Source organism: Bartonella sp. AP331QHHD, from assembly GCF_042195905.1.
Lineage (GTDB): Bacteria > Pseudomonadota > Alphaproteobacteria > Rhizobiales > Rhizobiaceae > Bartonella.
On sequence record NZ_JBHIPG010000082.1, the window covers coordinates 147,103 to 160,733 of the forward strand.

At 35.7% G+C, this 13,631-nt stretch carries 11 protein-coding genes; 4 read left to right on the plus strand and 7 right to left on the minus strand.

Annotation, left to right across the window (positions count from 1 at the left end; all coding sequences use genetic code 11):
- Positions 1-63 precede the first annotated feature (63 nt).
- The 7 genes from ACFIMS_RS09500 to ACFIMS_RS09530 form a co-directional block, all read right to left on the minus strand.
- The gene (locus ACFIMS_RS09500) at positions 64-465 is read right to left on the minus strand and encodes a hypothetical protein (protein WP_375613121.1); all 402 of its coding nucleotides are present in this window, start codon (positions 463-465) and stop codon (positions 64-66) included.
- A 363-nt stretch (positions 466-828) separates the two neighbouring features.
- The gene (locus tag ACFIMS_RS09505; protein ID WP_375613122.1) at positions 829-1,242 is read right to left on the minus strand and encodes a hypothetical protein; all 414 of its coding nucleotides are present in this window, start codon (positions 1,240-1,242) and stop codon (positions 829-831) included.
- A 122-nt stretch (positions 1,243-1,364) separates the two neighbouring features.
- Positions 1,365-1,526, minus strand: coding sequence for a hypothetical protein (locus ACFIMS_RS09510; protein WP_375613123.1), 162 nt, complete (start codon positions 1,524-1,526; stop codon positions 1,365-1,367).
- A gap of 941 nt (positions 1,527-2,467) precedes the next feature.
- Positions 2,468-3,850, minus strand: a complete 1,383-nt coding sequence (locus ACFIMS_RS09515) for an amino acid permease (RefSeq protein ID WP_375613124.1) — start codon at positions 3,848-3,850, stop codon at positions 2,468-2,470.
- Between the two features lie 530 nt (positions 3,851-4,380).
- Complete coding sequence (locus tag ACFIMS_RS09520; protein WP_375696693.1) at positions 4,381-4,659, minus strand: hypothetical protein; 279 nt, start codon at positions 4,657-4,659, stop codon at positions 4,381-4,383.
- A 405-nt stretch (positions 4,660-5,064) separates the two neighbouring features.
- Positions 5,065-6,603, minus strand: coding sequence for a histidine ammonia-lyase (hutH, locus tag ACFIMS_RS09525; RefSeq protein WP_375696694.1), 1,539 nt, complete (start codon positions 6,601-6,603; stop codon positions 5,065-5,067).
- A 1,316-nt stretch (positions 6,604-7,919) separates the two neighbouring features.
- Positions 7,920-8,696, minus strand: coding sequence for a class I SAM-dependent methyltransferase (locus tag ACFIMS_RS09530; protein ID WP_375629030.1), 777 nt, complete (start codon positions 8,694-8,696; stop codon positions 7,920-7,922).
- Positions 8,697-9,117: 421 nt separating this feature from the next.
- Here ACFIMS_RS09530 and ACFIMS_RS09535 point away from each other — a divergent pair, with 421 nt between their 5' ends.
- From ACFIMS_RS09535 to parE, 4 genes are all read left to right on the plus strand, one after another.
- Complete coding sequence (locus ACFIMS_RS09535; RefSeq protein ID WP_375629028.1) at positions 9,118-9,744, plus strand: LemA family protein; 627 nt, start codon at positions 9,118-9,120, stop codon at positions 9,742-9,744.
- A complete protein-coding gene (locus tag ACFIMS_RS09540; protein ID WP_375696695.1) occupies positions 9,744-10,595 on the plus strand; it encodes a TPM domain-containing protein in 852 nt (283 codons plus the stop codon). Before ACFIMS_RS09535 ends, ACFIMS_RS09540 begins: the two co-directional genes overlap by 1 nt.
- Positions 10,596-10,742: 147 nt before the next feature.
- Positions 10,743-11,480, plus strand: coding sequence for a lipoyl(octanoyl) transferase LipB (lipB, locus tag ACFIMS_RS09545; protein ID WP_375613128.1), 738 nt, complete (start codon positions 10,743-10,745; stop codon positions 11,478-11,480).
- A gap of 81 nt (positions 11,481-11,561) precedes the next feature.
- Positions 11,562-13,628, plus strand: a complete 2,067-nt coding sequence (gene parE, locus ACFIMS_RS09550) for a DNA topoisomerase IV subunit B (RefSeq protein WP_375632404.1) — start codon at positions 11,562-11,564, stop codon at positions 13,626-13,628.
- Positions 13,629-13,631 lie beyond the last annotated feature (3 nt).

Below are 13,631 nucleotides of genomic sequence, written 5' to 3' on the forward strand. Positions count from 1 at the left end.
ACAATCCCACCCCCCATGCAAAAACAAGAATGGAAGGATTTTTGATTACAGCAGCCTCAATACTTAAGGTTGACATTCAGGTTGTTCTTTATGCTCTTCACAATGAGGACTATTCAAACGCCTCTCTACACTTCGCTGAGGAATAACTGCATCAGGCTGACAAATTGGAAGATTTTTATATTTCTCACACCACTTCATTCTTCCCAATTTATCTTGGAAACCTGCTTGGATCATACATGCATTCACAGACTCCTCAGCATTGAATTTCTCATCAGTACTTGTTTCTGTATCAAGACGACCATCAAGATGCTGTATTCCACATTCTAACAGAGCTTTTTTGATCTCAAGCTGATCAGCACCTGATTTTTCCCATGCATCTACAGCTGTTCGAGAAGGCTGCTCAGGGTAGCATCCAGCCATAACAAATAAGGTTATCCCGCTTAATAATTTTAAAATCTGCTTCATTTTCCTATCCTTGAGTAATTTTGATATTACGAAACAATCTATAAATTATTTTACATGCTGTTTTTTATTTCCAAAACAATGATGAACATTATCAACCTATATTATTTTTATCTTTCCGAAGATTATGCCATAATTATTATATCAAAAATACGGTAAAATTATTACTAAAATCATCTATCTATCAACGATATGCTTATAATTATTATCAATATTTTGATTATAACCAAAATAGATATTTCATATTATTGCGCCAACAGTTGTGGTACCCATAAATAAATAGCATTGACATGCTGAATTAAGCCCCCCGCGTACGGGTATGAGAAACATGAAGGTAGGGATTGTGATCGTCACAAACAGCAAGACTTAAGGTTTGCATTCAGGTGCATTTTTATATTTTTTACAAAAAGGGCTGTTCAAGCGCTTCTTGACACTGCGCCTCGGGATGACTGCGCCTGAACGACAAATCGGCAAGTTTTCGGCTCTAAAAGTATAACATGGTCCACCCGCTCTTGCTACCTCTTCATCTTTATAGCGGAAACCTGATTGAAGCATGCAAGCATAAGTTGTTGCTTTTGCATTGATGCTCTGCTTTCTGTTTTCTGGATCGACATCATAAGGAGTTGGCATACCACATTCTAACAAGCCTTTTCCTATCTCTGTAAAATCTGCTCCTGGTTTTTCCCAAGCAGTCAAATATCCTGAAGGAGGCTTATTAAACTGACATCCAGCTATACTTAACAAAGTTACAGCACTTAATAATTTTACGATGTGTTTCATTTTTTACTCCATGATCTAATTCAAGGCTTTTGTTCTAAATGAGATGTGCCATAAAATTTTTGGCATTTTGGACCCGCATCTCCAAGACAGGTATGGGGATTTATGGGATTTGTAGCCACTCTCTACCATTCTATCCAAACGTTACTGCCAGCAGGTATCGTTTCGTAGGTATAGCCATTACCGCCAATAATTCTGCTTACAAAGTCAAATTTATTCCCATCAAAACCTGTTTCATGCGTCTGTGAATGGCTGCTATGATGGTCTGTCATGCCAACAATCGTCATACTTTCCCCCATTACATTGATATCTTGACCAGAAATCAGATGAGAAGCAATAATCGTAGCATCTCATTGTACATCCATATCAACATTGCCTGTTGCCTCAAGGATAGAGAGAATTGTTGTTGTGTGTGTTCAGAGCTATTGGAAGATTTCTCGTGTAAAAAGCCACTTTCCGATGATTTTTTTGCTGGTTGTAGTGTTCTTGAGCGCCTTTTATGGTAATATCGAATAATTTTGCACCGAAATACAGTTGCGGAGTGCATTTTGTCCGCCTCCACTTGTGATAAAAATTACTCTTGTATCAATATTAAAAAATAAGTTTGATCCTTCCTCTTGTGAGAGCAATAAGAATCGTAAAACTGTCACACGTTCATTGTTCTCTTTAATTTACTCTTCTATGAGATTTTATTGTAATACCTTGCTGCTGTTTATTAAAGTTTTTGTAAAAACAATGATACAATGCCTCATGTAACTTTGTTATCCACTATTTTCTACCAACGCCAATCCTCTTTGAGAAAAAATACATAAAGAACTTTATCTTCGCTTCTAAAAGCAATAGTAATTTTCTAAACAACAAAATTTAAACAACCAATTTTTTAAAGAGCTAAAAAACAATTCTTACAATAACTTCTTTCGTGAAACAGAACTTCATTAATACGTTTAGAAAAAGATATCTGCCTATAATCATGTATCTGGTAAAATCTATTTGCACTGTTAGGCATTTTAACCTGAAAGACTTATATTGATGGCACAGCTCACCATCAAAAAAACGCCTAATATTTATATGATTTTGTCGTTACCGTAAACAATGGTTCACAAAAACTTCCAAAGCAAAATAATAACGAGCAGATTTTTCAATCTAGATTGTTCTAACCTTTAGAGAAAACAATCAAACACCTGTTCTCCTGATGACATCAGCTATTTGTTTTGAGTTTTTTCTCTATTCACATTTTATTCAGCTTCTTTTGCTTAAAATTATAAAGTTTAAGTGCATAGAAACAAATAACAAGCCAAGCAATCCAAATAACACCTATAATTAAAACTGGTCGTGTCTCATCAAAATACCATAGGAGAATAAAAATAAAAACCATAAATAAAATAGAAAAAATCGATCCTATTGGCCAAAATGGAATGGGAAATTTTAAACCATTCTGAGCTTCTTTAGGCATCTTAATTCGCATAAAAAATTGTGAAAGTAGAATCATCATCCAAACAAAAACTGTCGCAAATGTTGCCATTGCAGCAATAAGAAAAAAAAGCTTTTCATGATAAAAATAATTAAGGACAGCACCAAGAAGAAAAATACCGAAGATCATCAAAATAACAAAAACTGGTATACCGTTTTTTGATAAATATTGAAACTTTTTTAAAGCATAACCTTCCTGCGATAAACCATGGATCATACGACAAGCACCATACATTCCACTATTCATTGCTGAAATAGCCGCTGTAACAACAACAATATTTAAAATATTTGCTGCATATGAAATCCCAAGATTTTCAAAAATGGATACAAAAGGGCTATCCATGAGACCAATCTCATTCCAAGGATAAAGAGACATTAAAATAGCTAACGTCATGACGTAAAAAAGCAAAATACGAACTGGAGTAGAATTAATTGCCTTTGAAATCGTTTGATGAGGGTTTTGAACTTCCATAACTGCCATGCCAATGATTTCTATGCCACCAAAAGCAAAAACAACAACACTAAAGCAAGCTAAAAAACCAAACCAACCATTGGGAAAAAGTCCACCATTTTTCCATAAATTATGAACAGTAACGGTAGAAAAATCTGCACCTTCACCCCACCCCCAAAAAATAATTGCTATTCCTAAAATAATCATCGCAATGATAGCGATAACTTTAATAGAAGATAGCCAAAACTCTAGTTCACCATAGACTTCTACAGCCGCTAAATTAATACCTGTGATGATTAATGTAATACTCAGTGCCCATACCCAAGGAGCAACATCAGGATACCAAAACCCCATATAAGTCGCAAAAGCTGTAATATCAGCCAAACCAACAAGAATCATCTCAAATACATATGTCCATCCCGTTAAAAAACCTGCTAATGGTGATATGTAATTTGCCGCATAACGAGCAAAAGAACCAGGCAATGGATTATGAAGTATCATCTCTCCTAGAGCCCGCATAACCATAAAAATAGCTAAACCAGCAATACAATAGGCAATCAAAACACTGGGACCCGCAAGCTTAATTGCCTGTGCAGACCCATAAAAAAGACCTGTTCCAATAGCAGAACCAAGAGCTAAAAAAATAACTTGGCGCTTACTCATCCCTCTTTTCAGTTCATTTATTGCCATTTCTTTCCTTACTTTTTGAAATGCTGACAATCCACACCACGATAACAGCTCTATGAGAAATAAAGCCTCATGTTTCTTTCACAAATATATTTCAAAAAACATCGAAGACCAGCCAGTCCAACACTTTGCTCTAAACAATGAAAAAATACTTTTATTGCGAATTATTCAGCTTTTATAGCCTACAATTTCGTATTATTTTATTCAAATAAAGTGATAATGAATTTTTTCATAATTGTCATTTAATTCATTTCGTATTCTCTAGTTTTTTACAGAGAAAATTAACCTTAATGTAATCTAAACTTTTAGGCTTCTATTTCAGTGCACTGAAATAGAAGCCTAAAAATTCATAACAAACACATTAACTATGCATACAATTAATTTTTTGTTACTTTAAGCCAACTCTCTTTGAGCTTATAAAAAAACTTTTTACGCCAATTGAATAGCTCAATTAATGATAATACGAATCTCGCAAGTTTTCAAAAGTATGAGAAAGTGTATCTACAACCCATCTTTTAAGGACTCCAGCTGCCTTAACGACAAGCTTTCCAATGAAAAAAAAAATATACGGTAAAAAGAGCATCTTTGATTGTTGGTCCGATGATAGCGTTCTCCTTACCTCTGGGAATTTGCCCTGATATAGCAATAAAATCTTTGTTTTTCGCTGAAATAAGAGGCTCTTTCTCTTGGGCCACTATCATAATGAAAACTTCCTCTGGAAAGCTACCTCTCCTAAAATTTGCATGAATCTCAAGAATTTGAGAGAAAAAAAGAACTGTTATTGAAACACATAATTTAGCACTTTTAAACATTCCTTTCTCCTTTTTTATTTTAAATATCAAAAATAAACTATAAAATTCATAAAGTATTAACAAATAAGAATAATATAAAATAAAACTTTTATTTTTACTCGATACAATACATATATTATAATTTATATTTATATTTATAGAAATATAATATCACGAATATATAATTCGTGGATATTATTTAACTTATATTAAAATTTCTGATATAAATCAGAAAATATAGGTGCTTTAAGTTTATAGTTTCTATAAAATAACATAATATCTAGTTAACTACAAAAATCAGATATATACAGTAATAAATATATGATTTATTAAATAATTCAAATATTGTATCGCTCCTCTATATTTTCATATGAGAAAGTTTTAAAATTCAATATCCGCCCTTCAGCATTGACCTTCAAACAAATACTATTGAAAACTTAATGAAGGAAAAATTGTTTCTGGTAAAACAGATAATAAGTGCCCTTCACGCACAAGTATATGTGCTTGATGAAGATCTGGAGCCAGATAGCGATCTTCCTTAAGAGAAGCAACATTTTTTCGTAGACATTCTATAACGGATTGCAAAAAAGTACTTGTTTTTAAAGGTGCACGATATTCAATTCCTTGTGCTGCAACAAGCGTTTCAATGCCAATAAGTGTAAAAAGATTTTCGCTCATTACCAATAACCGACGCGCTCCATGGCAAGCCATTGAAACATGATCTTCTTGATTGGCAGAAGTTGGGATTGAATCAACGGAAGCAGGATGGGCCATTTGCTTATTTTCAGACATTAAAGCTGCCGCTGTTACTTCAGCAATCATAAAACCTGAATTAAGACCCGCATTATGCGCTAAAAAAGCTGGAAGTCCATAAGAAACTGCTGGATCAACCATAAGAGCAATACGCCGTTGAGAAATAGATCCTATTTCACATAAAGCAAGAGCAATCTGATCAGCAGCAAACGCTACAGGTTCAGCATGAAAATTCCCACCTGATACAACTTCACCATTCCTTAAAATCAATGGATTATCTGTAACAGCATTTGCTTCAATAATCAGTGTTTTTGCTGCTGCCAGCAAAATATCAAAACATGCCCCCATGACCTGTGGCTGGCAACGTATACAATAAGGATCTTGTACACGCTCATCCCCCCGTAAATGTGCTGCACGAATTTCTGAATCCTCTACAAGCTTTTCTAATGTTTTCGATACAGCAATCTGCCCATAATGTCCTCGTAAAATATGGATATCAGGATGAAATGGCGCCGTTGATCCCATGATAGCATCTGTCGTCAAAGCCCCTGCCAACAATCCACCACACAATGCCCGATAACCTCGAAAAAGACCAGCAAGTGCAAGGGCTGTTGATGTTTGAGTTCCATTAATAAGAGCTAGACCTTCCTTTGCCTCTAAAATAATAGGGGACAATCCCGCTTTCTCTAATGCAACCGCCCCACTCATACGAATATTTTGAAAAAATGCTTCTCCTTCTCCCATCATAACAGCCGCCATGTGAGCAAGTGGAGCTAGATCACCTGAAGCACCAACAGACCCTTTTTCAGGGATGACAGGAATGACGCCCTTTGCAAGCATATTTTCCAGCAAATTTACCAATTCTAGACGAACTCCTGAAGCCCCTCTTCCTAAAGAGATAAGCTTTAAGCTCATTATCAAACGCACAATATTTTCAGCTAAAGGCTCTCCTACCCCACAACAATGGGACAAAATAAGGTTTCTCTGTAAAACAGCGACATCGTCCGCATCAATTTTAATGGAAGCCAACTTCCCAAAACCAGTATTAATACCGTACACAGGCTCACTTCCAGCAGCAATTTCAGCAATGCGCTGAGCCCCTTTCTCGATAGCTAAATGCGTGTCATTATGAAGTTTACTCACTTCACCATTAAAATAAATAGCTGCAAGCTCACTAAGCGTCACCTCGCTCGGTTTCAGTATAATAGTCATAATCTACTTTCTTTTTTTTTATCAAAGTATAACGTTTAGCATTATTGATCCTTCTATAAAACAAAAAAAACTATAACGACTCTTTAAAGCGAGAATGCTTTCTTAAAGGTATTCCTTACAATGGAGTTATTATCCAAAAGTAGAATAGTTGACGATAAATGAAAATGAAATATTGACAAACACAACCAAGGTCATGGATTTTAAAAATAGATAACGCATTAATTTATAATTATAATCTAGCATGATTCATATTAAATGAGAGAGCTGAATATCTTAAAACTCTCTCATTCCAAATCTGTGTATGTTGAATCAATCAAAACCATTCGCTTGCACGTCATAAGCGAAATTGGCGTATGGATAAACTGTACAAAAAAGGACTACTCCTCTTATAAACCATGTCAAGGACTGTCGCAACATTGGGAAATGACAAAGTGCGTGATGGTGCAGGCTTATTCTTTTATGAAGCGTAAAGATGAAAAAATCAATGGATTTATTATCAAGCTATTCTTACTAAACTTATAAAAACCTTAAATAGATAGCTGTCACAATCTATCATGATTGCAAAAATCAAACTCTATAGAAAATTAAAAAACTTATTTAACACATCACAACAGAGAAGAAATTGAGCTTATTTGCGACTTCTAAAATTGTATTTAAAGCGCCAGATTAAACCTTGAAAAACACATCTTCAATAAAACCACATAAGAATCGGCCTAACCCGTTATTTAAAATAGAAAATAAAAGAAGTTTTCTTATATCAAAAAAAAATAATTAATATATTGTTTTATATTATATCTTTTAAACAGAGAAATGCTTCATATAGCATATTTATATTTTACTTTTTTGTTATATTGAATCTGAATTTAGAGATAATTTCAAAATGAGTTGTTTTTTAAAGGTGCTTCCAAGCCATTACCTTTTTTACTACAAATTTCTGATTATGATAATTTTTTGTACTTTTTCAGTTGTTTTTGTCAAAATTTATTAAAAACACTCTCATTTAATAACAAAAAACAATCATAAAAACAAAGAATTATCAAATATTTCTATTCAATCTACCTCTTCTTATTTTATAAAATAATCTGTTGTTAAACTGCAGTAAAAAAAGCGCTTCGATACTATAATGCACTGCATAAATTTTCTATTTAAACTCTCTCATATCAAGTGAACAATGAAAATCAGCGGTAATAAGATGTCAATGTGAATGCTGAAGAAAAAAACTTTCGCCCTCAAAGTCTGCCTTAATAAGGCGTTAATTTCCTGAATACCGCCCACTCTGATGTGCTAAAAGAGCAAAAGCAATCATCGATATCGGATTATCCTGCATACATATAGAGCTCACTTCGATACAAAAGCTCCAAATTGCCTTGCACTTCATATTTCTTTATCAATGCGACCAATTGCCGCAAATATTCTTCCCCATAGCAAACAATAGCGCGTTGCGCTTGCGTTGAAGAGCGGCTCATTCCAATAAAAGCTTCAGATGGGATCATCATCGTCCAATTGTGCGTATGAAAAAAAATCTTTTCTGGATCTACCCCAAAGCCATCAGTCATTTCCTGTAAAAAATCAAAATTACGATAATAACGGGAATAATTCGGACTCATTTTCTCTAACAATGTCTCATAAGCCTCTAGAAATTCGCTATGCTTGAAATCACGATTATTTTGAATAACCGCCATGACACCATTGACTCGAAGTTGATCTGAAACAGAACAAAGCAACTTGGGACGATCCATCCACTGAAACGCTTGCGCTGCAATGACAAGATCAACCTCGCCAATTTGAGGCAATAGGTCTTCGGCACGGCCCTGATACCACTGCACCGTAGGAAATTTTTTTCGCCCCTGCTTAATCATATCTGCCGATACATCGATAGCATGATATTGGTGCTCATTTCCTAAAAATTTAACAATTCCCTCTAATGCGATGCCTGTCCCAGCACCCACATCCACAATGGACAAATGCTTTTTGTTCTTAAAAGGATGGAGCATGGTTTTAAATAAAGTAAGGGGATAGCGAGGACGATAACGATCATAATCATTAGCCAATCCATCAAACTTTTCACTTTGCCGCTGAACACTTTCTATCATAGGACTTTCACCCTCCTTCTCAATTACTACCATACATAATAAAAAAGCCTTTTTATCCAATGTATTAAACATAACTTCTAAAGGAGGAAAATAAGAACTGCCCTGACCTTCTATCTTTCCATAAGATTGATACTTACATTTTTCTCTTTTCCAATTGTTATCTGCACGTTGCGAAACCCAAAACTCCTACGAAAATAATATATTTTTCTGTAATAATAATTGATATAAATATTATTGATCTTTTATAAGATGACATCTATATTACTATTATTATTTTAACATCAACAAGTCACTTAAGCGTACCAAAAACGCAGAGAGATATCAATTTATTGATAAATACGCCTGTTTATAAAGTTCAAAATACTTTCCACCAAGAAAATAAACCCTATATAATACATAAAATATCTGTGGAGACATCTTTATGTTAAATGTACAAACTTCTTCAATGTTTAAAATATTAAAAAAATTTCCAATCGTGATTCTTTTGGCATGGTTAGTGCCATTTTTAAGTGGGTGCGGATTTAATACGATACCAACAAATGAAGAAAAAGCACATGCAGCATGGAGTGAAGTGCTCAATCAATATCAACGTCGTATAGATCTCATCCCCAATCTTGTAGAAACAGTTAAAGCTTACGCAGCTCATGAACAAAGTGTTTTCACAAATGTAATTGAAGCACGTGCTAAAGCAACACAAGTCAACATTAATGCAGATATGTTGAATAATCCAGAAGTTATGCAGCAATATCTCAAAAATCAAGCAAATTTATCAAGTGCACTTTCGCGACTTATGGCTGTTGTTGAAAACTATCCGGATCTTAAAGCAAACCAAAACTTTCTTGCTCTTCAATCACAATTAGAAGGAACAGAAAACCGTATTTCCGTTGCGCGCCGCGATTATATTGAAACAGTACGTGCCTACAATACTGCACTCAAAACAATGCCGACGATGATTTGGGCAAAATTATGGTTTCGTGATGCTAAACCTATGCCAACTTTTACCATCGATACTGATAGCCAACAAACACCAAAGGTTAATTTTAATTAATGAAATCATTTCGATACTCTTTGCAACGTATTGTATTTCCAAAATTATGGGCTTTTATCTGCTCTCTGTATTTAGTTGCTGCATTGGGAAGTATCGCTTGTTCGCAAATAAAATTTCCTCATTTAACAGGTTATGTTAATGATGTGGCTCATTTGCTCGATAATGCAACCAAGGAAGACTTGACAAAAAAACTGGCAGCACTCGAAGAGAAAACGGGAGATCAAATTGTTCTTGTAACACTCCCTACTCTTTCGGGCAACGATATAGAAACGTACAGCAATTCTCTTTTTCGTACATGGGGATTAGGCCAAAAGAAGATCAATAATGGTGTATTACTGGTCATTGCACCGAATGAACGCACAGCACGTATCGAAGTTGGATATGGTTTGGAAGGAGAGCTAACAGATGCTCTTTCCTCTGTCATTATTAATAGCTTCATGATTCCTAATTTTCGCGAAGGAAATTATCAAAAAGGAATTGCTGAAGCAGTTGATACAATTATCAAAGTTATTACAGAAAGTGATTCTGATTTTACTTTTCGCATCAAAGAAAAAGCTAAAATCGTTGAAGAACAACGTAAACAAGCTGAAAAAGAAGAAATGGTAATCAATGCAATTATGTTTTTAGCCTTTTTTATAATGTTTGGTTTGCCCATTCTTGCAATGATTTTTGGTAAAAAAGTGGGTCCACAAAAGTATCTCTGGCTGGGGATCATCTTCACACCTTGGTTTCTTAACTTAAGTGCCGGTGGCAGATATCCTGGTGGAAGGTTCGGTGGTCCTCGAGGTGGAGGGGGATTTAGGGGTGGTGGTGGATCATCAGGTGGTGGTGGTGCAACAGGAAGATGGTAAAAGGAACGTGGATTTTTAAGCGTAGCAAATCTTCTTAAGATAAAATTTTATGAACGTATTCTCTTTTATTCAACAATTCTATACCTTACTCTGTAATCACTTTTATTGATTACAATACAAACTCAAACATCAAGATAAATATTACCCATGACATGTGAATTGAAACATACAGATCGTAATCACTTATCACATCATTTTAATGCAATTCTAGAAAATCCACCCGTCGAATGGAAAATAAGCGATCATCTAGTTGAGTATCCTGAAGCTCTGCGTTATATGCAAGAACGTGTAGAAAAAATTCTTGCAAAAACTGCGCATGAACAAGTTTGGCTTCTCGAACACCCTTCCCTTTATACAGCGGGAACGAGTGCAAATAAAAAAGATCTTTTGGCGCCTAATTTATTCCCTGTTTATGAAGCAGGACGTGGAGGTGAATTTACATATCACGGTCCAGGACAGCGTATTGCTTATATCATGCTTGATCTTAAACGCCGGAAACAAGACATTCGTGCTTTCATTAGTGCATTAGAAGAATGGATCATACAGATGCTTGCCAACTTTAATATTAAAGGCGAACGCAGAGAAGATCGCGTTGGTGTCTGGGTTAAACAGTCTCATTGCCCATCAAAACAAAATGATCTTTCTTCCGAAGATAAAATTGCAGCTATTGGCATTCGAGTGCGCAAATGGATAAGTTTTCATGGAGTTTCTATCAATGTTAATCCTAATTTAGCCCATTATTCAGGAATTGTTCCTTGTGGAATTACAAACCACGGTGTAACAAGCTTTCTTGATCTAGGTTGCCCTGTAGCAATGCATGATATTGATATTGCTCTCAAACACGCTTTTGAAAAAATTTTTGGTCCAACAATCGATGTTTCCTAAGTGCATTGATTTTTAAATAAAAAACAGGCATAAAATTATTTTAATAAATATTTGATTTTATGAGGTGGATAGTTAAACGCTATGAGCGATAACAAAAAGGATCTTTTTAGTGTTTTAAATAAAGCCCAATCTCGGGTAAATACAAAAGAAAACACTCTGCAGTCTCCAATGAAATCAAACGCGATGATTTCAAGAAAAAGTGCAAAAGATACGCAAGAAGATGACTATAATGCCCTCTCTATTCGAGTTCTTGAGGGTTTAGAGCCGGTACGTTTACGCCCTGGAATGTATATTGGTGGAACAGACAGTAAAGCGCTTCATCATTTATTTGCCGAAATTATTGATAACGCGATGGATGAAGCTGTTGCGGGTTATGCAGATTCTATTGAGGTCTCATTAGATAGGAACGGTTATATAACCGTTACAGATAATGGACGCGGTATTCCTGTTGAAAATCATCCTCAAATGCCTGAGAAATCGACTCTTGAAGTTATTATGACACAACTCCACTCAGGGGGAAAATTTGATGGAAAGGCTTATCAAACTGCAGGTGGACTTCATGGAGTAGGAATTTCTGTCGTCAATGCTCTTTCTGATGATATGGAAGTTGAAGTTGCACGAGAACGAAAACTTTACCGCCAACGTTTCTCACGCGGTATTCCTCAATCTGGATTGGAAGATCTGGGAGATGTTTATAATCGTCGTGGTACGCGCGTTCGTTTTCATCCTGATCATGAAATTTTTGGTGAAAAAGCAGCTTTTGATCCAGAAAAAATCTATAAGATGACATGCTCCAAAGCCTATCTTTTTGGTGGCGTAAAAATTCGCTGGTCTTGTGATCCCGTCATACTTGAAGGCGCAAAAAATATTCCTGAAAAAGCTGTTTTTCATTTTCCCGATGGGCTTAAAGACTATTTACTTTCGTCACTAAAAGATGAATATCGAGTAACGTCAGAAATTTTTTCTGGCAAAACACAACACAATAATGGCCATGGCTCCGTTGAGTGGGCTATCGCTTGGCATGGTGGTGATTCTTGTGTGCAATCTTATTGCAATACGATTCCTACAGGAGAAGGCGGAACACATGAAATAGGATTACGTCAAGCTCTTTTGCGTGGATTGAAATCCTACGCTGAGTTAATAGGAAACAAGCGCGCAACGATTATTACGTCTGACGATATTATGATTTCAACAGCCGCAATACTTTCAGTCTTTATTAGTAACCCTGAATTTGTTGGACAAACAAAAGATCGATTAGCAACCATTGAAGCACAGCGTATCGTTGAGAATGCAATCCGCGATCCTTTTGATCATTGGTTAGCAAATTCCCCACAAGAAGCAACAAAACTTCTCGATTGGGTTATTGAACGTGCTGAAGAACGTGTTAGACGACGCCAAGATAGAGAAATAAGTCGAAAAACTGCTGTCCGTAAATTACGTCTGCCCGGTAAACTTGCAGATTGTAGCCAGAACCATGCTTTGGGTGCTGAACTATTCATTGTTGAAGGGGATTCTGCAGGAGGATCTGCTAAACAAGCAAGAAATAGAGCAAACCAAGCAATTTTACCTCTTCGTGGTAAAATCTTAAATGTCGCCAGTGCTGCACATGAAAAAATGAACTCAAGCCAAACAATTAGCGATCTGATCCTTGCTCTTGGATGTGGAACACGCTCCAAGTATCGTGAAAAAGATCTCAGATATGAACGTATTATCATCATGACAGATGCTGATGTTGATGGTGCTCATATTGCGTCACTGCTCATTACCTTCTTCTTTCAAGAAATGCCTGACCTTATTCATCAGGGACATTTATATCTTGCCGTCCCTCCCCTTTATAGAATATCGCAAGGAGGAAAAGTTGCTTATGCTCGTGACGATATTCATAAGGATGAATTGCTCAAAACTGAATTTACTGGAAAAGCTAAAATCGAAATCGGGCGTTTTAAAGGGCTGGGTGAAATGCGCGCAGAACAACTTAAAGAAACGACTATGCATCCTCAAAAACGTACATTGCTTCGTGTTTCTATTGATGCCGTGGAAATGCAAGAAACGAAAAAGACTGTAGAAAGTCTCATGGGAACAAAACCAGAAGCACGATTTCGTTTCATACAAGAAAACTCTACTTTTGCTTCTAATCTAGACATCTAATGT